We start from the raw sequence: 21,779 nt of genomic DNA, 5'->3' as shown, positions 1-21,779 counted from the left end.
TAAATCGCTGAGGCGTTTCCTGCAGGCCGGGGCGAGGCGCAGGGATGCGCCGAGAGGGCGGGCTTTACATGGACGTTGCCTCCGCCCGTCCCCGACAAGCCGGAAGGAATAAGCCGAGGGCACCGCGAAGCGGCGATTTACCGCCGGGAGCCCGGGTCGCCAGGGGGGTGGCGACTGAGCCACCCTGGCACGTTCACCGGTTATGTCCTTGCAGAGTAGCAAGGAACATAAAGTGAACGGAATAACCTCCACAGCCGTATGTTCCCCCTCACCCCAGCCCTCTCCCTCAAGGGAGAGGGGGTCGTCTGTGCCGGCATTATTTTGTGGGGATCCCTCTCCCTGTGGGAGAGGGTCGGGGTGAGGGCACCAGCCCGCACACTATTAGCTATTCAACGCCGGACGCTCGCTAATGGCGATACGCTGCGGCGCGATGGCTTCCGGCACGTTGCGGAGCAGGTCGATATGCAGCAGCCCGTTGGTAAACGTCGCGCCGGACACTTCCATATGGTCTGCCAGGGTAAAGCTCAGGCTAAACGGCTGATTAACCAGCCCCTGATGCAGCCATTTGGTCTCGGTCTCTTGTTTTTCCGGCGTCCCTTTCACGGTCAGACGCGTGCCTTCAAGCTGGATATCCAGATCGTCCTGGCGGAAACCGGCCAGCGCAAGGGTGATGCGATAGTGGTTATCGTCGCTTTTTTCGATATTGTACGGCGGAAACGTCTGTTGCTCGGTGGTGCTTTGCAGGGCGTTAGCCAGTTTGTCAAAACCAATCCACTGACGCAGCAGGGGGGATAAATCGTAGTTACGCATACTAAATCTCCTTCTGAGAAGCGAGTTCGGCACAGTTTAATTTTGTGCGCAGTTGTTCCTGCAAATCCTGATGGATTCGCATATGCTCCCGTTACGGCAAGCAATTCTGGGTGGGCCGCTCACGCGACCCGCGTAATTAGTTAATTTCGATACGGCGCGGTTTTTTCTCTTCCGGAATCACACGTTCCAGTTCGATAAACAGCAGGCCGTTAACCAGGTTCGCGCCTTTAACGTGAATGTTCTCGGCTAACTGGAACTTGCGTTCAAAGTTGCGCTCGGCGATGCCCTGATAAAGGTAGGTACGTTCTTTCTGCTCGGCCGCATGGGAACCTTTCACCACCAGCAGGTTGTCCTGCGCGGTGATCTCCAGTTCGTTTTCTGCAAAACCGGCGACGGCAATAGCGATGCGGTAGTGGTTTTCGTCAACCAGCTCAACATTGTATGGAGGGTAGCCGTTGCTCTGGCTTTGGTTATTTTCTAAATGGTTAAACAGGCGGTCAAAACCAATTGCAGAACGGTATAGCGGAGAAAGATCGAAGTTACGCATAAATAAAACTCCTGAAATCAGCGAGAAAATGTAGCCTTCCACCATGGACAGGCCTTTGTGCCCCCGAACACCCATCAGGCGAGTTCGTTATCGGGCCACATTCTTAAAATGGGTCTGGATACGAGCTTTTCAAGCGTATTGATGTGAGATTTTTTTGCACTTTGCGGGTTGTCGCTTAGACTGGGACAACAGCACAAAGAGTTAAATTGCGATGGCTGCCACAGTGCGGGGTTTTCGGGCTATTCATTTAGGGTAAGGCTCGCTATAACCCTGAGTTGCAGGTCGATGCAGTGTTATTAACGATGACTGAGTGATGATGAAAAATGTTCTGATAAAGCTGACAGCGTTCAGCGGGGTGGTATTACTTTGCGGGTGCTCGAGCGTGATGTCTCACACCGGCGGTAAAGAAGGAACATATCCGGGGACGCGCGCCAGTGCGGCCATGATTTCCGATGACGACACAAACTGGGGAACCAAATCTCTGGTTATCCTGGATATGCCTTTCACGGCAGTCGCCGATACGCTGCTACTCCCGTGGGACATGTTCCGCACGGACAGTTCCGTGCGCTCACGCGTTGAGAAAAGCGAGCAGGAAAATCTGGCGACCAACGCCGTCATCCCGCCCGCTGCAATGCCCCCGCGTTAGTCCTCAGCGGTTTCCGTTAGCCACAGCTGGCGGAAACCGTCCGTCTCTTCCATCCAGGCGATAGAGCGCCCGTCAGGCGAGAACACGACCGCATCCGCAGACGGTGGATTGCCGTGATCGGACGTCAAAAACGTCACCTCTCCGGTCTGCGCGTCGCAGCAGGCGATCCGGTTTTCAAGCACACATCCCAGCATGTTCCCGGAAGGGTGCCAGTTGAATGCAGACTGAATCCCGCTCTCCGTATGGGTTAACTGGCGCGGCTCGCCGCCCTCGGGAGAGATTAACCACAGCTGAACCGCACCGTTTTCATCACGCATCAGAAAGGCAATCTGCGTCCCCTGCGGATTACTGCGTACCCAGTGGCGCGGCACGTTCACCAGCCCCGGATAACGGTTCTGGTGAGTGAAGGTCAATCGACGCTGCATCACCCCGGCAGGTGGCGCTGGCAGAGTCTCTGGCGTTCCCTGCAGCGGCGCATCACCCGCTCGTTTCCAGCCCTGCTCGTCCTGCGGTAACGCGACAATAAACAGCTCGGGTACTTTTTCGCCCTTTTCAGACAGCGTGTCGCCGATTAACGCCAGCCTGTTGTTGCCTACCCAGCCCTCTTCATAAGCGCGGTTGATTTCATCGCTACCCGGCTGCGGGTTAGGCGTGGTGCGACTGACCAGCACGCTCCAGAAGGTTCCCGGATATTCACGCGGATGATTCCCCTGCGGGTTCACCGGGCCGAAAGGTGCAGCCACGCCGACGTTGCGTAAATCGAGCTTCGGATCGCGCTCGTGCAGCACGTGGTCGTTATAGGTGAAGCTGACGAGCTGCCCGTTCGGGCTAAAGACGTGCACATGGCTGCCGCCGCGCAGCGCGCCTGCGGTGTAGGGCGCAGTGATATCCATCGCGTCAAGATTGCTCACCTGACCGTTACAGGCAATGACTCCCTGACGATGATGAAAATCATAGTGCCAGTCTGCGTCCGGGTTTTTCGGGCCGTGGATAAAGACGTATTTGTCCTGTGCGGGATGAACGGTCACCACGCCAACATGCGCGCCGTCAGTGGCGCGATAGATCACCTCCACCTCACCCGTAGCGACATTGACCCGCTCAATGGTTTCGCCGGTAAATGACACACCAGACGGGCGTACGTCGTAGACCAGCCACTGGCTGTCCGGCGTCCAGGTATTAATATTCGTGAGCTGGTGATGGCGGGAAGTGAAGGTGATTTGTTTCATGAGGATACCCTGATGCACGGTGAGTGCATCAGGGTAAAACATCCGCAGGGATTAGCCTACTCGTTTCACATCGCCCACCAGCAGGATGTAGGAGAGCGCGCCGATCAGCGCCACGGCGGAGATGTAGACCAGCGCCGGGCCGAAGCCGTAGTCCTGCGCCAGGTAGCCGATGACCAGCGGTACGGTGATCCCGCCCAGCCCGCCGACAAAGTTGAACACGCCGCCAGTCAGGCCAATCAGCCGCATCGGCGCGAGGGACGACACCAGCGACCAGGTGATAGAGGCGAAACCGTTACCGAAGAACGCCACCGCCATCAGGGTCATAATCCACACCGGATCGTTGGTGTAGTTGGCACCCATGATGCAGGTTGAGATCAGCAGCCCGCAGATAATCGGCGTTTTACGCGCCACGCCCAGCGAGTAGCCTTTTTTCACCAGCTTATCGGCCAGCCACCCGGAAAGCAGTACCCCGAAGAAGGCCGCCAGGAACGGTACGGTGGTCATAAAGCCCGCCTTCAGCGCGGTAATCCCCTTCTCCTGCGTCAGGTAGTTCGGGAACCAGGTCAGGAAGAACCACAGCGTGGAGGTGACCGCAAACTGGCCCAGATACACACCCACCAGCTTACGGTGGAAGACCAGCTTCCAGTCCGCTTTGGTCAGCGGCTGGCGCGCCTCTTTTTTCACCGGCGCATCGCCATCCACCAGGCCACCGCCGTCGCGGATGTAGTCCAGCTCGGCTTTGGTGATGCTTTTGGTCAGACGCGGCGGCTGGTAAACCTTGAACCAAATCAGCGACCAGATAATGCCAATCCCGCCGGTGACGATGAACACCCAGTGCCAGCTCAACAGCTCCTGGATCCAAATCAGCAGCGGCGTCAGGAACGCCAGGCCGACAAACTGTCCGGAGGTATAAAAGCCAACAGCGGAGGCGCGCTCATGTTCCGGGAACCAGCTGGTCACCATGCGGTTGTTGGTGGGGAATGCCGGCGCTTCGAAAACCCCAGTGATCGCGCGCAGGCCAATCAGCGACATCAGCCCGGTCGCGAAGCCCTGGAACAGGGTCGCCACGGACCAGCCGAAAATGGCGATAAAGTAGGTCAGACGTGAACCCACGCGGTCAAGGAACCAGCCGCCGGGGATCTGGCAGAGCGTATACAGCCAGGCAAATGCCGAGAAGACGTAGCCCATTTCCGCCTTGGTGATGCCAAACTCTTCCTGAATATGAGCCGATGCCACGGCAAGGTTGGCGCGGTCGACATAGCAAATGACCACGGTAATAAAGATCATGATTAGCGTCAGGTAGCGGCGACGCCCGGTTTTTGCAGCAGTAACTGGAATATCCATCGCAATCTGTCTCCAGATTTTGGGCATAGCGAAGCCGCTCACCATGCCCTGTAATTTACAGAGGGTTATATTTTTGTATGTACGTTTTTTTGCCCGGTGGCGCTTCGCTTACCGGGCCTACGGGAGGGCGATCACCACTCCGCTACGCTGCCGTCCTCATGACGCCACAAGGGATTACGCCAGTCCGGCGCGTTTTTACTGAGTTCAATAACTTTGGCTTCATCAATTTCCACGCCCAGGCCCGGCTTCGTTAACGGTTTAAAGAAACCACCTTCCATGCTGAAGTCTTCTTTGTTTTTCACAAAATCGAGCAGTTCAGCGCCCTTGTTATAGTGAATGCCCATGCTCTGCTCCTGGAACACGGCGTTGCGAGAGACAAAATCAACGTGCAGGCAGGCTGCCAGGGCAACAGGCCCCAACGGACAATGCGGTGCCAGCGCCACATCGTAAGCTTCGGCCATCCCGGCAATTTTGTAGCATTCGGTGATGCCGCCCGCGTGAGAGAGGTCCGGCTGCAGGATGGCAATGCCGCCCGCTTCGAGCACGCGTTTAAACTCGAAGCGCGAGAACATACGTTCACCCGCCGCGATAGGAATGTGGGTCTGTTCAGCCAGTTTAGGATAGTACTCGGCCTGCTCGGCCAGCACCGGCTCTTCGATAAACAGCGGACGATACGGCTCCAGCTCTTTAATCAGCACTTTGGCCATCGGCGCGCTGACGCGGCCGTGGAAATCCAGCCCAAACTCAATCTCGTTGCCGAAGGCTTCACGGATTTGCGCCACGGTATTCACCGCGCGATCGACCGCACGCGAGTTGTCGATAATGCCCATCTCTTCGCAGCCGTTGAGCTTGAAGGTATCAAAGCCAATGTTGCGCAGCTGCGTGATACCGTCGATCACTTCCGCGGGACGGTCGCCGCCGACCCAGCTGTAAGCTTTAATTTTGTCGCGCACCAGGCCGCCCATCAGCTGCCAGACCGGCGCGTTCAGCACTTTGCCTTTGATATCCCACAGCGCCTGGTCGATACCGGCGATGGCGCTCATCAGAATCGGCCCCCCGCGGTAGAAGCCCGCGCGGTACATCACCTGCCACAGGTCGTTGATGCGTGCCGGATCCTGACCAATCAGGTATTCACCCAGCTCGTGCACCGCCGCTTCTACGGTGCGCGCGCGCCCTTCAATCACCGGTTCGCCCCAGCCCACAACCCCTTCATCGGTTTCGATTTTCAGGAACATCCAGCGAGGGGGTAAACGGTACGTGGTGAGTTTGGTTATTTTCATTTCACTGCCTCTCGATACGCTTTCACAAATGCTGCCGCCTGCTGTGCGGTACGTTCTACGGACTGCCCGGCGCGATACAGATCGCTGCCCAGCCCCGCGCCCACACAGCCCGCGCTCATCCACTGGCCCAGGTTTTCTGGCGTTACGCCGCCCACGGCAAAGACCGGCACGCTGGCAGGCAATACCGCTTTCAACGCTTTGATGTAGTCCGGTCCAAAAGCCGATGACGGGAATATTTTGAGCGACTGTGCGCCCGCATCCAGGGCAGTAAAGGCTTCCGTGGCGGTGGCGCATCCCGGGCAGACGGTCATGCCGTAACCCACCGCGCGGCGGATCACCTCAGGCTGAATGTTGGGCGTGACGATAAGCCTGCAGCCCATTTTCGCCAGTTCATCCACCTGCTCCGGGTGCAGCACGGTGCCTGCGCCAATCAGCGCCTTATCGCCGAAGGCCTCCACCACGGCCGGAATGCTTTTTTCCCACTCCGGCGAGTTGAGCGGGATTTCTACTGCGTCGAATCCGGCGTCGATAACCGCACCGACGTGGGCTAACGCCTCATCGGGCGTAATGCCGCGCAAAATCGCGATAAGGGGAAGATCAGTTTGCCACTGCATGAGCGATGCTCCTTATTCCTGCCTGAAATGCCGTGTCGCCGGATACCGTTGCAACATCACGCCCAACGGCGCGAAACGCCTGCTCGTAGCGCGACGTCAGCGATGCGCCGGCGACAATGGTGATGGCCTGCTCGTGCGCGATGAAATCACGCATGCTGGCGACCTCTGCGCCAATCAGCAGGCCGGAGAGAAACTCGCTGACCTGCTCGCGCGGGAGATTTCCCAGCACGTGCGAGGCGCGAACCTCAAAAAGCTGCGGCAAAACATCAGGAGAAGCGATCCCACGTTCAAGCCCGGCAGCAAACGCCTCTGACGAGGCTTCCTGCTCCGGCAAACCGGCTCCCACCAGCGAGTGGTTGAGCAGCAAATGGTGCAGCTCGCCAGTCATCACGGTGCGAAAATCGTGGATTTGCTCAGCATCAGCCTGGACCCACTTGCAGTGCGTTCCGGGCATGACGTAGACAGAAGAAGGAGAAAGCGTGCGCGCGCCAAGCAGCTGCGTCTCTTCGCCGCGCATCACGTTGTGGTTATCGTCGCGAGAGACGCACAAGCCGGGAATAATCCAGATATTGTCGCCAACGGACGTTAACTGCTCGTCAATAGCGGAGAAATGGGCGGGAACCGGCAGATAAGGCGCGACTTTCCAGCCTACGTTACTGCCGACCATACCCGCCATGACCACCGGCGTGGCGCTATCGCGCCAGTTTTGTGTGACCTCTGCTAACACCGCCTCGGGGGATTTACCGTTCAGGCGCGTCACGCCTGCTTCTGATTGCCTGCTCTCCAGGCACTGCTCGCCCTTATAAAGCCAGGCGCGCAGATTGGTCGATCCCCAGTCAATTGCGATGTAGCGAGATGTCATGTGATTTCCTTCAGCCTTCGTGTCGAGCTGGCGATCATGGTAAGTGCCGCCTGCTCTGCCGCATCGCCATCCTGATGCCGTATCGCATCGAACAGCGCTTTATGTTCCTGGAGCGTTTTCGGCATGTTGGCCTCATCGCCCATCCAGGTACGTTCAAATACTGCTCGCTGTAGCGAGCTGATCGCCACGCTAAGCTGCTGTAATACCGGGTTATGCACCGACTGCAGCACCGCTTCGTGGTAGCGAATATCCGCCTCGTTAAACGCTTCCCGGTTCTGGTTATTGGCGATCATGTCGTTTAAAGCCGACTCAATCTGCGCCAAATCACCGGACGTTGCGCGCTCCGCCGCCCAGCGGGCGATGGCCGGTTCAACCAGGTTTCGTACCTCGCTCATCGCACCGATAAGCCTTGGGTCGTAGTCGTTTTCCAGCACCCACTGCAGAACGTCGGTATCGAGGTAGTTCCACTGGTTGCGCGGGGCAACAAACGCGCCGCGGTACCGTTTCATTTCAATCAGCCGTTTCGCCATCAGCGAGCGGAACACTTCCCGAATGATGTTGCGCGAGGTTTCAAACTCCTCGCACAGTTCGGCCTCTGCTGGCAGCGGTGAACCGGGAACGTATTTGCCCCCCACAATCTGGGTGCCCAGCGTGATGACGATGCGATCGGTTTTATTGAGAGTCATGGAGAGTCCTTGTGCTCTGTATGTCCATCACTACTTTACCGCGACCGCTGAATTTCACCTCACTTTTGCAGTACAAACGTGAGGGCGTTCGTCTTTGCCGTGGTGGTAATGTAGTACAATCATTTAATGTTGTACTACAATCCAGATCACAAAAAGAACAATTCAATAAATCCAGCGCAAAAAAAAGCCCCGGTTGATAACCGAGGCTGATGATTAAAAATAAGCGTTACTGCAGTACAAACTTCTCGATCGCGTGGGCAACGCCGTCTTCCAGGTTGGATTTGGTCACGAAGTTGGCCACTTCTTTCACGGACGGAATGGCGTTATCCATCGCCACGCCCATGCCTGCAAATTCAATCATCGCGATGTCGTTTTCCTGATCGCCCAGCGCCATGATCTCTTCAGGCTTAATGCCTAAAGCATCGGCCAGCGATTTTACGCCCGTGCCTTTATTAACGCGTTTATCGAGGATTTCGAGGAAGTACGGCGCGCTTTTGAGCACGGTGTACTTCTCTTTTACCTCCGCCGGAATGCGTGCGATGGCTTTATCCAGGATTTCAGGCTCGTCGATCATCATCACTTTCAGGAACTGGGTCGCCGGGTCCATCTTCTCGGCTTCACAGAACACCAGCGGGATCGTCGCGACAAAGGATTCATGCACCGTGTAGTAGCTGATGTCGCGGTTAGCGGTGTACAGCGTGTTGCGATCGAGCGCGTGGAAGTGCGACCCCACTTCACGGGACAGTTTTTCCAGGAACAGGTAGTCATCATAGTTCAGTGCGGTTTGCGCCACCGTACTGCCGTCTGCGGCTTTCTGCACCAGCGCACCGTTGTAGGTGATGCAGTAATCACCAGGCTGATTCATGTGCAGCTCTTTCAGGTAGCTGTGTACGCCTGCATACGGACGGCCCGTGGTCAGGACCACATTCACGCCCTTCGCGCGGGCGGCGGCGATCGCGTTTTTAACGGCTGGAGAGATAGTGTGGTCTGGCAGCAGCAGCGTGCCGTCCATATCGATTGCAATGAGTTTGATAGCCATGAGTTCCCCGGGATAAATGAGTGCTGCCTCATGCTAACGCGATTAAGCCCACAAAAATAGAGCTACATTGCGCAACAGAAATACCCCTTTTACGCAAATCCCGGGGAGCACTGACTTACTCGCGGGTAAGGACGATTTTGCCAAACGCGCCGCGATCGAGGTGTTCAATCGCCTGTTCAAGCTCGTTAAAACGGTAGCGATGTTCGATCACAGGTTTCAGTCCGGTCACATCCACGGCGCGGACGAAATCTTCCAGCGCCCGGCGGTGGCCTACGCCAATCCCCTGAATGACGGGGGATTTCAGCAGCAGTTCACCAGCTGAGAGCGTAATCTCTGTCCCGGCCAGCACGCCAATCACGGAGATACGCCCGTGAACGGCAACGGCGCGCAGGGAATGCTTCAGGTTCTCTCCCCCTACAGTTTCGATAATATGGTCGATGCCGCGATCCTGCGTGAGCGCCAGCGTATTTTCAGCCCAGTCGCCCTTCAGACGATTGATACCCTGATTAGCCCCCAGTTTTTTGGCCTGCGCCAGTTTTTCATCGCTTCCCGAGGTGACAAACACCTCTGCGCCGTGCGCTTTTGCGATTTGCAAAGCAAAGAGCGCCACGCCGCCCGTGCCCTGCACCAGCACCGATTGCCCGGCGCGCAGCTGGCCGCGTTCCACCAGCGCAAACCAGGCGGTAAGCCCTGCGCAGGGCAGCGTGCTGGCCTCGGCGTCATCCAGGGTCTCCGGAGAGGCCACCAGCGCGTCTTCCTTCACAATCACATACTCGGCCAGCATGCCCTGGAAGTATCCGCCGGACGTTTTATAGGGCAGATTGCGCGCGTCCGCCTGCGGCTTACCGTCGATCCACTCAGGGAAGAAGGTTGAGATGACCCGCGCGCCGGGTTTGAAGCGCGTAACACCTTCTCCAATGCTGTCCACCACGCCCGCCATGTCAGACGCCGGGGTAAACGGGAAGGAAAGCGGGATCGGCATTGTGCCTTCAACAACCATTTTATCGCGATAGTTAAGCGCAACGGCATTCACCCGCACGCGGATCTCACCCGGGCCGGGCTGTGGAACGGGTTCCTTTATGAGCTTGAGGCTCTCGCGCCCAAGGGCGTCCATGGACCAGCGTTGCATTGTCTCTGTCATTGTCTGTCTCCTGCCATCAGTTGAGCTTTAGTAACGACAGTCTACCGTTGACTAAGCGTCGCCAGTGGCGATAAGTTTTCTCTTCATTGACGCCAGAATGGATACAATCCATGACCGATACGCTGAAGGATATTCCTGTTTTTGTGGCCGCCGTTGAGGCGGGAAGTTTCGCGCAGGCCGCCATTCGTCTGCATTTGTCACGCTCGGCGGTAGGAAAAAGCATCGCTCGCCTCGAGGAGCGGCTGGGGGTGCGTCTTTTTCACCGCACCACCCGCAGCCAGAGTCTGACCGATAACGGCGCCCTTTTTTATGAACGCTGCTTGCGGGCGCTGGAGGAGATTCGGGGTGCGGAATCGCTGCTTGAAACCGGAAAACAGCAGGTCAGCGGCCGCCTGCGCATTGCCATGCCGGTGCTGTTTGGTCGCCAGTGCGTCGCTCCGCTGCTGATCGCGCTGGCGCAGGAACACCCCGGGCTTGAGCTTGAAATGTCATTCAGCGACCGCGTGGTGGATCTGGTGGAGGAAGGGTTTGATATGGCGGTGCGTAACGGCACGCTTCAGGACAGCAGCGTGCTGGTCGCCAGAAGGCTGGGCGAACACCGCATGGTTCTGTGCGCCGCGCCGGAGTATCTGCTGAAGAAAGGCCAGCCACAAAGCGTTGATGATTTACCCCAGCATACGGCCATTAACTATTTGAGCGCAGGCAGAGTGTTGCCCTGGCAGCTGATGGATAGCGAAGGAACGTCGCGCACCTTTACCCCCCGATCGTCGCTAAACATGGATGATTTGCAGGCTATCTGCGACGCTGCGCTGGCCGGACACGGCATTGCATGGCTGCCCTGCTGGATGGTCGTCAAAGATATTCATCAGGGTAAGCTCGTCCCGCTCCTGAAGCAGGCACCGGATGTGCATTTCGACGTTCATGCGGTGTGGCAGCAGACGCCGCATCTGCCGCTGAGGGTAAGAATAGCGATAGATACGCTGGCGAGCCGTTTACCGTCCGTGATGTCACTGGATATGCCTGCGCCCATAAAAAAGCCGCGCTAAAAGCGCGGCCAGTTATCGTGCGGTATAACGACGATTAAATATCGATATTTGCCGCTTTCAGGGCGTTCTCTTCGATGAAGGCACGACGTGGTTCAACCGCGTCGCCCATCAGGGTCGTGAACAGCTGGTCCGCAGCAATCGCGTCTTTAACGGTCACGCGCAGCATACGGCGGCTTTCCGGATCCATGGTAGTTTCCCACAGCTGGTCCGGGTTCATTTCGCCCAGACCTTTATAGCGCTGGATCGCGAGGCCACGACGGGACTCTTTCACCAGCCAGTCCAGCGCCTGCTCGAAGCTGGCTACCGGCTGACGACGTTCGCCACGTTCGATGAATGCATCGTCTTCGATCAGCCCGCGCAGCGTCTCGCCGAGCGAGCAGATACGGCGGTATTCCGGACCGGTCACAAACTCGTGTTCCAGCGGGTAGTCGGTATCAACGCCGTGGGTACGCACGCGAATAATAGGCTCGAACTGCTTATCGGCGTTCTGCTGGATATCGCATTTCCACATGCTGCCGTGCTGCTCTTTCTCGTTCAGATCGGTCACCAGAGCGTTCACCCAGCGGGTCACGGTCTGCTCGTCGCTCAGATCGGCTTCGGTCAGGGTTGGCTGATAAACCAGCTCCTTCAGCAGCGTTTTCGGATAACGGCGTTCCATACGCGTGATCATTTTCTGCGTGGCGTTGAACTCGGACACCAGACGCTCCAGCGGCTCACCGGCCAGTGCAGGGGCGTGAGAGTTCGCGTGCAGGGTCGCACCATCAAGCGCGATCGCGATTTGGTACTGATCCATCGCTTCGTCGTCTTTAATGTACTGTTCCTGCTTTCCTTTCTTCACTTTGTACAGCGGCGGCTGTGCAATGTAGACGTGGCCACGCTCAACGATCTCAGGCATCTGACGATAGAAGAAGGTCAACAGCAGCGTACGGATATGCGAGCCGTCGACGTCCGCATCGGTCATGATGATGATGCTGTGGTAGCGCAGCTTGTCCGGGTTGTACTCATCACGGCCGATGCCGCAGCCCAGCGCGGTGATAAGCGTCGCCACTTCCTGAGAAGAGAGCATCTTGTCGAAACGGGCTTTCTCAACGTTGAGGATTTTACCCTTCAGCGGCAGGATCGCCTGGTTCTTACGGTTACGGCCCTGCTTAGCAGAACCGCCCGCGGAGTCCCCTTCCACAAGGTAGAGTTCAGACAGCGCCGGGTCACGTTCCTGGCAGTCAGCCAGTTTGCCCGGCAGGCCTGCTAAGTCCAGCGCGCCTTTACGACGGGTCATTTCACGGGCTTTACGCGCCGCTTCACGGGCACGCGCCGCATCGATAATTTTGCCCACCACGATTTTCGCGTCGGACGGGTTTTCCAGCAGGTATTCGCTCAGCAGTTCGTTCATCTGCTGTTCAACCGCCGATTTCACCTCGGAAGAGACCAGCTTGTCTTTGGTCTGTGAGGAGAACTTCGGATCCGGCACCTTCACGGAAACCACGGCAATCAGGCCTTCACGGGCGTCGTCACCGGTGGCGCTGACTTTCGCTTTCTTGCTGTAGCCTTCTTTGTCCATGTAGGCGTTCAGGGTACGGGTCATCGCCGCACGGAAGCCTGCAAGGTGCGTACCGCCGTCACGCTGTGGAATGTTGTTGGTGAAGCAGTAGATATTTTCCTGGAAACCGTCGTTCCACTGCAGCGCCACTTCCACGCCGATACCGTCTTTTTCGGTGGAGAAATAGAAGATATTCGGGTGAATTGGCGTTTTGTTCTTGTTCAGATACTCAACAAACGCTTTGATACCACCTTCGTAATGGAAGTGGTCTTCTTTGTTGTCACGCTTGTCGCGCAGGCGAATCGAGACGCCAGAGTTCAGGAACGACAGTTCGCGCAGGCGTTTCGCCAGGATATCGTACTCGAACTCGGTGACGTTGGTGAAGGTTTCGAGGCTCGGCCAGAAACGCACCATGGTACCGGTTTTGTCGGTATCGCCGGTGACGGCCAGCGGTGCCTGCGGCACGCCGTGGGTATAGAGCTGACGGTGAATTTTGCCTTCGCGCTGAATAACCAGCTCCAGCTTCTGCGACAGGGCGTTAACCACGGAGACGCCTACGCCGTGCAGGCCGCCGGAAACTTTATAGGAGTTATCGTCGAATTTACCGCCTGCGTGCAGGACGGTCATGATCACTTCCGCCGCAGAGACGCCCTCTTCCGGGTGAATACCGGTTGGGATGCCACGACCATCATCGGTGACGGAGACGGAGTTGTCCGCATGGATGGTGACCACGATGTCTTTACAGTGACCCGCGAGCGCTTCGTCGATAGCGTTATCTACCACCTCGAATACCATGTGGTGCAGACCGGTGCCGTCATCCGTGTCGCCGATATACATACCCGGGCGCTTACGCACCGCATCCAGCCCTTTCAGGACTTTGATACTGGAGGAGTCATAAGAATTCGACATCAACGTTTCTCGCTCATTTCAACTTGGGTTAATCCGTTATTTTACCCTTTTCCACGGTAAACATCTTCGAATTTTCGTCCGACATGTCTATAACGTGTTCAGCGCTAATGGCGCTGACGAAAACCTGCGACTGCGTGGCTTTTAAGCGGCTGGCAAGCAGCCCGCGCCGCGCGTCGTCGAGTTCCGAGGCAAAATCATCTATCAGGTACAGGCAGCGTCTTCCGCTTTCGCGGGTGAGAAACTCTCCCTGTGCCAGGCGCAGCGCGCACATCAGGAGCTTGAGCTGCCCGCGCGACAGCGTATCTTCCACCGGCGCACCGTCGGCACGAATGCGGAAATCCGCCTTGTGCGGGCCGTGCGCGGTATAGGTCAACATGCGGTCGCGCTCGAAGTTTCTCTCTAACACCTCGGCATAATCCGTCTCTTTCTCCCAGCCGCGCTGGAAGGAGAAGGTGAGAGAGAATTCGGGTAAAAACTGTTTGCAGGTGTCGGCCATGTCTTCGGCGATACCTGCGCTGTATTCGGCACGCCAGTTGCTGATTTGTTCCGCGAGAGGGATTAATTCCTTATCCCACGGACGCAGCTGGGCGTAGCGTGTAACCTGGCGCAACGCGGCATTACGCTGCTTTAGCAGGCGCTTCAGGTTGCTCCAGGCGTTAAAGAAACCGGCTTCGTTGTGAAAGCATCCCCAGTCGAGGAACGCTCTTCTGTATTTGGGGCCGCCGTTGAGTAAAGTAAACCCCTCCGGCGTAATCAGCTGCATTGGCATCAGCAGCGCCAGCTCTGCCACTTTATGGCCGTCGGTGCCGTCAATGCGCACCTTGCTGTCGCCCTGCTTGTCTTTGGTCAGGCCAATGGCGGTTTCCCGCTCCGCCCCCTGCAAACGCCCGTGCAGAACAAAGGATTCCTGCTCGTGGCGGATGACGCGACCAATCTGCAAACTGCGAAACGCCCGGCCGTGGCCGAGCGTATAGATGGCTTCCAGCACGCTGGTTTTGCCGCTGCCGTTTGCGCCAACCAGGAAGTTAAAGCCAGGGGATAAAGCGAGATCCGCGCTTTCGATATTGCGAAAGTCGCGGATCAACAGACGGGTGAGCGACATTACAGTCTCATTGGCATGACAACATAAGCCGCGCTTTGGCTGGCCGCATCTTCAATCTGTACGCTTGAAACGGAGTCGGTCAGCAGAATACGCACGTTCTCGCACTTAAGCGCATTGAGCACATCCAGCACGTAGCTGACGTTAAAGCCGATTTCCATCTCGGTTCCGGCGTAGGTGACGTCCAGAATTTCTTCTGCCTCTTCCTGCTCCGGGTTGTTAGCGGTGATCTTGATCTGGTTTTCACTCACGTACAGGCGCACGCCGCGGAATTTCTCGTTAGAGAGGATCGCGGCACGGGCAAAGGCCTGCTTGAGGCTGTCGCAGCCTGCTTCCAGCGTTTTGTCCGGGTTCTTCGGCAATACGCGGCGATAATCCGGGAAACGACCGTCAACCAGCTTCGAGGTGAAGACAAAATCACCCACGTGTGCGCGGATGTTGTTGCTGCCGATCTGCACGCGCAGCGGTGTGTCGCCACCGTCGAGCATACGCATCAGCTCAATCACCCCTTTACGCGGCACGATCACCGAATGGTTTGGCAGTGAGTCGCCAATCGGCATAGAACAGACCGCCAGACGGTGGCCGTCGGTGGCTACGGTACGCAGCTCTTCACCTTCGGTTTCGAACAGCATGCCGTTTAAGTAGTAACGAACGTCCTGATGCGCCATGGAGAACTGCGTGGCTTCAATCAGACGCTTCATCGTCGCCTGTGGCAGGGTGAATTCAACTTCGCTCTGCCAGTCGTCCAGGTTCGGGAAGTCTGCAGCAGGCAGCGTGGAGAGCGAGAAACGGCTGCGGCCAGAACGCACCAGCATACGGTCGCCTTCCAGCTGCACGGCGATTTCAGCGCCTTCCGGCAGCCCACGGCAGATATCAAAGAATTTACGTGCCGGAACCGTGGTCGCGCCTGCGTCGTGCGGCTGCGTCAGCGTAACGCGCGCGATCATTTCCATTTCCAGATCCGTGCCGGTCAGCGACAGCGTACCGTCCGCGACCTGAAGCAGCAGGTTTCCGAGAATAGGCAGCGTTGGGCGGCCACCTAATGGGCCACTCACCTGTTGCAGCGGTTTTAATAAATGTTCACGTTCAACGGTAAATTTCATAGCGTCACGATGATAATGTTCTGATTAAATTGGAAAAATCTTCTTTTATGTCGTGGCTTTCTTCGCGTAACTGCTCAATCTTACGACAAGCGTGCAGCACGGTCGTATGGTCACGGCCACCAAACGCATCGCCGATTTCCGGCAGACTGTGGTTGGTTAACTCCTTTGCCAGCGCCATCGCCATCTGACGCGGACGCGCCACCGAGCGGGAACGACGTTTAGACAGTAAATCTGCCACTTTGATCTTGTAGTACTCAGCCACCGTCTTTTGAATATTGTCGATGGTGACCAGTTTTTCCTGCAATGCCAGCAAATCGCGCAGCGCTTCACGCACAAAATCGATGGTGATCGCACGACCGGTGAAGTTGGCGTTGGCAATCACACGGTTCAGCGCGCCTTCCAGCTCACGCACGTTGGAGCGCAGACGCTTGGCAATAAAGAACGCCACTTCACCCGGCAGGCGAATGTCGTTTTCATCGGCTTTCTTCATCAGGATCGCGACGCGGGTTTCCAGCTCCGGTGGCTCGATCGCCACGGTCAGGCCCCAGCCGAAGCGGGATTTGAGACGATCTTCAACGCCGTTGATCTCTTTTGGATAACGATCCGAGGTCAAAATGATCTGCTGATTGCCTTCCAGCAGGGCGTTGAAGGTATGGAAAAATTCTTCCTGCGATCGTTCTTTATTGGCAAAGAACTGGATGTCATCGATCAGCAGGGCGTCAACGGAACGATAGTAGCGTTTAAACTCTTCGATCGCATTGTTTTGCAGGGCTTTTACCATGTCCTGAACGAAGCGCTCGGAGTGCATATACACCACTTTCGCATTAGGCTTGCGCGCCATAATGCCGTTACCCACCGCATGCAGCAGGTGCGTTTTACCCAGACCCGTACCGCCATAAAGGAACAGCGGGTTATAAGCACCACCGGGGTTATCAGCAACCTGACGGGCCGCCGCGCGCGCCAGCTGGTTCGACTTACCTTCAACGAAGTTATCGAAGGTGTGCTTAACGTTAACGTTAGAGCGATAGGTTGGCTCAGCGGGCGCAGGGACGTTATCCCAGCCCTGACGAGCAGGTGCGACGCGAGGGGCCGGAGCAGGAGCGGCCTGAGCTGGCGCGGCTACGTTCACGGTTTCACGTACGGTTTGGGTGACCGGCTTTGTGCCCACTTCAAAGCGCAGCTGTGGGGCATCTGACCCGCAGAAATCGTTCAGCAGTCCATTGATGTTATTAAGGTACTTGTCCCTTACCCAATCGAGCACAAAACGGTTTGGCGCATACAAAGCCAGCGTGTTATCGCTCAGTTCCGCCTGCAACGGGCGGATCCACATACTGAATTCTGTGGCTGGTAACTCATCCTGCAATCGGGCAAGACACTGCTGCCAAAGCGAAAGTGACACGGCGGACTCCACTCGAACAATAAAAGAAAACTATTGAATATTCATGATTGTTGGCGCACATCGACATGACCCTGTGCAAAAGGGGGATGTGCGAATTGCTATCTGCAATTTAATCCTGACCAGGATCCTGGGATCCCGATCGGGACCGCGGATCATAGCCTAAACTGAGCCAGAGATCTTCTGTTTCTCACAGATTCTTCCCGATTTATCCACAGGAAGATCCGAAACCGGGTAAGTGTAAACGATCCTGACGCGAGTGCCCCACGATTTAGCCCGCATATTGGAAAAATTAATGAGCACAGACAATTTATTGCTTAAATGATCTAACGAAGATCCGGGACGATCCTTGCGCTTTGTTCGGGAGCCCGTATAATCCTCGACCCGGCGCGTGATGCTCATCTTCCTGCGTCGTCCGTTGCTCATTTTCCACGCGAAAACGTGCGGAAATACGCGGGAAATAAGGAAAGAGAATTGACTCCGGAGTGTACAATTATTACAATCCGGCCTCTTTAATCACCCACGCTGAGGCGTTAGTCGTTCGAAACTCGTTCGGGTATACGCAAAAGTCAGTGAATTTATTCAAGTTTAGGTAGAAATCGCCATGAAACGCACTTTTCAACCGTCTGTACTGAAGCGCAACCGTTCTCACGGCTTCCGTGCTCGTATGGCTACTAAAAATGGTCGTCAGGTTCTGGCACGTCGTCGTGCTAAAGGCCGCGCTCGTCTGACCGTTTCCAAGTAATAAAGCTAACCCCTGAGTGGTTAAGCTAGCATTTCCCAGGGAGTTACGTTTGTTAACTCCCACTCATTTCACTTTCGTCTTCCAGCAGCCACAACGGGCTGGCACGCCGCAAATCACCATCCTCGGCCGCCAAAATTCGCTGGGGCATCCCCGCATCGGTCTCACAGTCGCCAAGAAAAATGTTAAGCGTGCGCATGAACGCAATCGGATTAAACGTCTGACGCGTGAAAGCTTCCGTTTACGTCAACACGAACTGCCTTCTATGGATTTCGTGGTGGTGGCGAAAAGGGGGGTTGCCGACCTCGATAACCGTGCTCTCTCGGAAGCGTTGGAAAAATTATGGCGCCGCCACTGTCGCCTGGCTCACGGGTCCTGATAGCCCTCATTCGGGTCTATCAGCGCCTGATTAGTCCGCTACTCGGGCCACATTGCCGTTTCACGCCAACGTGCTCAAGCTACGGAATTGAGGCATTGCGCAGGTTTGGAGTGATAAAAGGCAGTTGGTTGACGGTGAAACGCGTATTAAAATGCCACCCTTTACACCCAGGTGGAGACGACCCCGTCCCTCCAGGACCCTTTGATACCAGAGAACACTAACGATGGATTCGCAACGCAATCTTCTTATCATCGCTTTGTTGTTCGTCTCTTTCATGATCTGGCAAGCATGGGAACAGGATAAAAATCCTCAACCCCAGCAGCAGACCACGCAGACGACGAGCAGCCAGGGGAGTGCCGCCGACCAGGGCGTACCGGCCAGTGGCCAGGGGAAACAGATTACGGTTAAGACCGATGTGCTTGAGCTGACTATCAACACCCGTGGTGGTGATGTTGAGCAGGCGCTGCTGTTGACCTACCCGAAAGAGCTGAAGTCTACCGAACCGTTCCAGTTACTGGAAACCACACCTGAGTTCCTGTATCAGGCTCAGAGCGGCCTGACCGGTCGTGATGGCCCGGATAACCCGGCTAACGGCGCGCGTCCGCTGTATACCGTCGAGAGTGATACCTTTGTGCTGGCCGATGGTCAGAACGAACTCGCTATCCCGATGACCTATACCGACGCCGCGGGCAACACCTTCACCAAAACCTTCACCCTGAAACGCGGTGAATATGCGGTGAACGTGGGCTACAGCGTACAGAACGCCGGTGAGAAACCGCTGGAAATCTCGACCTTTGGTCAGCTGAAGCAGTCCATCAATCTGCCGTCCCACCGTGACACCGGAAGCAGCAACTTTGCGCTGCATACCTTCCGCGGCGCGGCGTACTCCACGTCTGATGCGAAGTACGAGAAATACAAATTCGACACCATTGCCGATAACGAAAACCTGAACGTCAGCTCCAAAGGCGGTTGGGTGGCCATGCTGCAGCAGTATTTCGCGACCGCGTGGATCCCGAATAACGACGGTACGAATAACTTCTACACCGCGAACCTGGGCAACGGTATTGCCGCCATCGGCTACAAGTCTCAGCCGGTTCTGGTTCAGCCGGGTCAAACCGGTAAGCTGGCAAGCACCCTGTGGGTCGGCCCGGAAATCCAGGACAAAATGGCTGCTGTTGCGCCGCACCTGGATCTGACCGTCGATTACGGCTGGTTGTGGTTCATCTCTCAGCCGCTGTTTAAGCTGCTGAAGTTCATCCACAGCTTCCTGGGTAACTGGGGCTTCTCCATCATCGTTATCACCTTCATCGTTCGTGGCATCATGTACCCGCTGACTAAAGCGCAGTACACCTCCATGGCGAAGATGCGTATGCTGCAGCCGAAGATTCAGGCTATGCGTGAGCGTCTGGGCGATGACAAACAGCGTCAGAGTCAGGAGATGATGGCCCTGTATAAAGCAGAGAAAGTAAACCCACTGGGTGGTTGCTTCCCGCTGCTGATTCAGATGCCAATCTTCCTTGCACTGTACTACATGCTGATGGGCTCCGTTGAGCTGCGCCACGCGCCGTTCGCACTGTGGATCCATGACCTGTCTGCACAGGACCCATACTACATCCTGCCGATCCTGATGGGTGTGACGATGTTCTTCATCCAGAAGATGTCGCCGACCACCGTGACCGACCCGATGCAGCAGAAGATCATGACCTTTATGCCGGTCATCTTCACCGTGTTCTTCCTGTGGTTCCCGTCAGGTCTGGTGCTGTACTATATCGTCAGCAACCTGGTGACCATCATCCAGCAGCAGCTGATTTACCGTGGTCTGGAAAAACGTGGCCTGCATAGCCGCGAAAAGAAAAAGTCCTGATTCGGTAAGTTAACGCTAAAATAAGGGCGGTCGATTGACCGCCTTTTTTATTTGTATTGAACGAGACCAACCATGAGCCATAACGACACTATCGTCGCCCAGGCAACCCCACCGGGACGCGGTGGTGTAGGCATTCTGCGCATCTCCGGCCTGAAGGCGCGCGAGGTGGCCGAAGCGGTGCTGGGTAAACTGCCAAAGCCACGCTACGCTGATTACCTGCCGTTTAAAGATACCGACGGCACCACGCTGGATCAGGGCATTGCGCTGTGGTTCCCCGGCCCGAACTCTTTTACCGGCGAAGACGTGCTGGAGCTGCAGGGCCACGGCGGCCCGGTTATCCTCGACCTGCTGTTAAAACGTATTCTGACCCTGCCTGGCCTGCGCATTGCGAAGCCGGGCGAGTTCTCCGAGCGTGCTTTCCTCAACGACAAGCTCGACCTGGCGCAGGCAGAAGCGATTGCAGACCTGATCGACGCCAGTTCCGAACAGGCGGCCCGCTCCGCCCTGAACTCGCTGCAGGGGGCATTCTCCGCACGCGTCAATCACCTTGTGGAAGCACTTACTCACCTGCGCATCTACGTCGAAGCGGCTATCGACTTCCCGGATGAGGAGATCGACTTCCTCTCTGACGGTAAAATCGAAGCCCAACTCAACCAGGTGATGAACAATCTCGACGCCGTGCGTGCCGAAGCACGTCAGGGCAGCCTGCTGCGTGAAGGGATGAAGGTAGTGATTGCCGGTCGCCCTAACGCCGGTAAATCAAGCCTGCTGAACGCCCTGGCGGGCCGTGAAGCGGCAATCGTGACGGATATCGCCGGAACCACCCGCGACGTGCTGCGCGAGCATATCCACATCGACGGGATGCCGCTGCATATCATCGACACCGCCGGTCTGCGCGACGCCAGCGACGAGGTCGAACGCATCGGTATCGAACGCGCCTGGCAGGAGATCGAGCAGGCCGACCGCGTGCTGTTTATGGTGGATGGCACCACGACCGACGCCGTCGACCCGGCTGACATCTGGCCAGACTTTATCGCCCGTCTTCCGGCCAAGCTGCCGATCACCGTGGTGCGTAACAAAGCGGATGTCACCGGCGAAACGCTGGGCATCAGCGATGTGAACGGTCACTCACTGATTCGCCTGTCGGCGCGTACCGGTGAAGGCGTTGACGACCTGCGTAACCATCTCAAGCAGAGCATGGGCTTTGACACCAGCATGGAAGGCGGCTTCCTGGCGCGTCGCCGTCACCTGCAGGCGCTGGAAGAGGCGGCGAACCACCTTGTTCAGGGTAAAGCGCAGCTGATCGGCGCGTGGGCGGGCGAACTGCTGGCGGAAGAGCTGCGTCTGGCGCAGCAGAATCTGAGCGAGATCACCGGGGAGTTTACGTCGGACGATCTTCTCGGAAGGATCTTCTCAAGCTTCTGTATCGGTAAGTAATCCCCGCTCAGTAATGGTGATTTCCTCCAGGGAAATCACCATTGTCCAAATGGCAACTCGCCTTATCTCTTT

Annotated in this window: 21 protein-coding genes and 1 other annotated feature; of the genes, 7 read left to right on the top strand and 14 right to left on the bottom strand. The window is 56.7% G+C overall.

Annotation, left to right across the window (positions count from 1 at the left end; all coding sequences use genetic code 11):
* Positions 1-381: 381 nt before the first annotated feature.
* Positions 382-810: a small heat shock chaperone IbpB gene (gene ibpB / locus KW829_RS20400; RefSeq protein WP_010426545.1), complete on the bottom strand. Its 429-nt coding sequence runs from the start codon at positions 808-810 to the stop codon at positions 382-384.
* A gap of 136 nt (positions 811-946) precedes the next feature.
* A complete protein-coding gene (gene ibpA, locus KW829_RS20395; RefSeq protein ID WP_010426546.1) occupies positions 947-1,357 on the bottom strand; it encodes a small heat shock chaperone IbpA in 411 nt (136 codons plus the stop codon).
* Positions 1,351-1,422: a sequence feature (ROSE (Repression Of Heat Shock gene Expression) occurs in the 5'-region of heat shock genes and acts as an RNA thermometer to modulate expression.), on the bottom strand. It overlaps the preceding gene by 7 nt.
* A gap of 248 nt (positions 1,423-1,670) precedes the next feature.
* On the opposite strand from ibpA, the gene KW829_RS20390 reads away from it, so the two are divergent.
* Entirely contained in the window at positions 1,671-2,003 is a 333-nt protein-coding gene (locus KW829_RS20390) for a YceK/YidQ family lipoprotein (protein ID WP_010426547.1), read from the top strand.
* Here the strand turns inward: KW829_RS20390 and KW829_RS20385 are convergent.
* The 8 genes from KW829_RS20385 to KW829_RS20350 all read right to left on the bottom strand — a co-directional run bounded on the left by KW829_RS20385 (position 2,000) and on the right by KW829_RS20350 (position 10,195).
* Positions 2,000-3,229 (bottom strand): DUF3748 domain-containing protein, encoded by a 1,230-nt coding sequence (locus tag KW829_RS20385; RefSeq protein ID WP_218308926.1) that lies wholly within the window; start codon positions 3,227-3,229, stop codon positions 2,000-2,002. The two genes, KW829_RS20390 and KW829_RS20385, sit on opposite strands and share 4 nt — an antisense overlap.
* 51 nt (positions 3,230-3,280) lie before the next feature.
* Positions 3,281-4,618 carry an MFS transporter gene (locus KW829_RS20380; protein ID WP_108417245.1) on the bottom strand — a complete coding sequence of 446 codons (1,338 nt, stop codon included), beginning with the start codon at positions 4,616-4,618 and terminating at the stop codon, positions 3,281-3,283.
* An 86-nt stretch (positions 4,619-4,704) separates the two neighbouring features.
* The gene (dgoD, locus tag KW829_RS20375) at positions 4,705-5,853 is read right to left on the bottom strand and encodes a galactonate dehydratase (protein WP_089598326.1); all 1,149 of its coding nucleotides are present in this window, start codon (positions 5,851-5,853) and stop codon (positions 4,705-4,707) included.
* Entirely contained in the window at positions 5,850-6,467 is a 618-nt protein-coding gene (locus tag KW829_RS20370) for a 2-dehydro-3-deoxy-6-phosphogalactonate aldolase (protein WP_218308924.1), read from the bottom strand. The genes dgoD and KW829_RS20370 overlap by 4 nt, the downstream gene beginning before the upstream one ends.
* Positions 6,451-7,329, bottom strand: coding sequence for a 2-dehydro-3-deoxygalactonokinase (locus tag KW829_RS20365; RefSeq protein WP_218308923.1), 879 nt, complete (start codon positions 7,327-7,329; stop codon positions 6,451-6,453). Before KW829_RS20365 ends, KW829_RS20370 begins: the two co-directional genes overlap by 17 nt.
* Complete coding sequence (dgoR, locus tag KW829_RS20360) at positions 7,326-8,015, bottom strand: D-galactonate utilization transcriptional regulator DgoR (protein ID WP_003861109.1); 690 nt, start codon at positions 8,013-8,015, stop codon at positions 7,326-7,328. The genes KW829_RS20365 and dgoR overlap by 4 nt, the downstream gene beginning before the upstream one ends.
* Before the next feature lie 226 nt (positions 8,016-8,241).
* Complete coding sequence (yidA, locus tag KW829_RS20355) at positions 8,242-9,054, bottom strand: sugar-phosphatase (protein ID WP_172701413.1); 813 nt, start codon at positions 9,052-9,054, stop codon at positions 8,242-8,244.
* Positions 9,055-9,169: 115 nt separating this feature from the next.
* Entirely contained in the window at positions 9,170-10,195 is a 1,026-nt protein-coding gene (locus KW829_RS20350; RefSeq protein WP_218308922.1) for an NAD(P)-dependent alcohol dehydrogenase, read from the bottom strand.
* 110 nt (positions 10,196-10,305) lie between these two features.
* Here KW829_RS20350 and KW829_RS20345 point away from each other — a divergent pair, with 110 nt between their 5' ends.
* Complete coding sequence (locus KW829_RS20345) at positions 10,306-11,241, top strand: LysR family transcriptional regulator (protein WP_218308921.1); 936 nt, start codon at positions 10,306-10,308, stop codon at positions 11,239-11,241.
* 34 nt (positions 11,242-11,275) lie between these two features.
* On the opposite strand, the gene gyrB is transcribed toward KW829_RS20345, so the two are convergent.
* The 4 genes from gyrB to dnaA are packed head-to-tail and all read right to left on the bottom strand — an operon-like array spanning position 11,276 to position 17,288.
* Positions 11,276-13,687 carry a DNA topoisomerase (ATP-hydrolyzing) subunit B gene (gyrB, locus tag KW829_RS20340; RefSeq protein ID WP_109081950.1) on the bottom strand — a complete coding sequence of 804 codons (2,412 nt, stop codon included), beginning with the start codon at positions 13,685-13,687 and terminating at the stop codon, positions 11,276-11,278.
* 28 nt (positions 13,688-13,715) lie between these two features.
* Positions 13,716-14,789: a DNA replication/repair protein RecF gene (gene recF, locus KW829_RS20335; protein ID WP_218308920.1), complete on the bottom strand. Its 1,074-nt coding sequence runs from the start codon at positions 14,787-14,789 to the stop codon at positions 13,716-13,718.
* Positions 14,789-15,889 carry a DNA polymerase III subunit beta gene (dnaN, locus tag KW829_RS20330; RefSeq protein WP_010426557.1) on the bottom strand — a complete coding sequence of 367 codons (1,101 nt, stop codon included), beginning with the start codon at positions 15,887-15,889 and terminating at the stop codon, positions 14,789-14,791. The genes recF and dnaN overlap by 1 nt, the downstream gene beginning before the upstream one ends.
* Before the next feature lie 4 nt (positions 15,890-15,893).
* Complete coding sequence (dnaA, locus tag KW829_RS20325; RefSeq protein ID WP_010426558.1) at positions 15,894-17,288, bottom strand: chromosomal replication initiator protein DnaA; 1,395 nt, start codon at positions 17,286-17,288, stop codon at positions 15,894-15,896.
* A 601-nt stretch (positions 17,289-17,889) separates the two neighbouring features.
* Here dnaA and rpmH point away from each other — a divergent pair.
* The 5 genes from rpmH (at position 17,890) to mnmE (ending at position 21,707) form a co-directional block, all read left to right on the top strand.
* The gene (rpmH, locus tag KW829_RS20320; protein WP_000831330.1) at positions 17,890-18,030 is read left to right on the top strand and encodes a 50S ribosomal protein L34; all 141 of its coding nucleotides are present in this window, start codon (positions 17,890-17,892) and stop codon (positions 18,028-18,030) included.
* Between the two features lie 16 nt (positions 18,031-18,046).
* On the top strand, positions 18,047-18,406 hold the full coding sequence (gene rnpA, locus KW829_RS20315; protein ID WP_010426559.1) for a ribonuclease P protein component: 360 nt from the start codon (positions 18,047-18,049) through the stop codon (positions 18,404-18,406).
* Positions 18,370-18,627 (top strand): membrane protein insertion efficiency factor YidD, encoded by a 258-nt coding sequence (gene yidD, locus KW829_RS20310; RefSeq protein WP_001307474.1) that lies wholly within the window; start codon positions 18,370-18,372, stop codon positions 18,625-18,627. Before rnpA ends, yidD begins: the two co-directional genes overlap by 37 nt.
* 2 nt (positions 18,628-18,629) lie before the next feature.
* The gene (gene yidC, locus KW829_RS20305; protein WP_218308919.1) at positions 18,630-20,270 is read left to right on the top strand and encodes a membrane protein insertase YidC; all 1,641 of its coding nucleotides are present in this window, start codon (positions 18,630-18,632) and stop codon (positions 20,268-20,270) included.
* Between the two features lie 72 nt (positions 20,271-20,342).
* On the top strand, positions 20,343-21,707 hold the full coding sequence (mnmE, locus tag KW829_RS20300) for a tRNA uridine-5-carboxymethylaminomethyl(34) synthesis GTPase MnmE (protein WP_218308917.1): 1,365 nt from the start codon (positions 20,343-20,345) through the stop codon (positions 21,705-21,707).
* Positions 21,708-21,779: the final 72 nt, after the last annotated feature.

Origin of the sequence: Enterobacter sp. ENT02 (genome assembly GCF_019219165.1) — a bacterium.
Lineage (GTDB): Bacteria > Pseudomonadota > Gammaproteobacteria > Enterobacterales > Enterobacteriaceae > Enterobacter > Enterobacter mori.
Note: the sequence above shows the minus strand (reverse complement) of the source record. Positions and strands in the feature narration are given on the sequence as shown.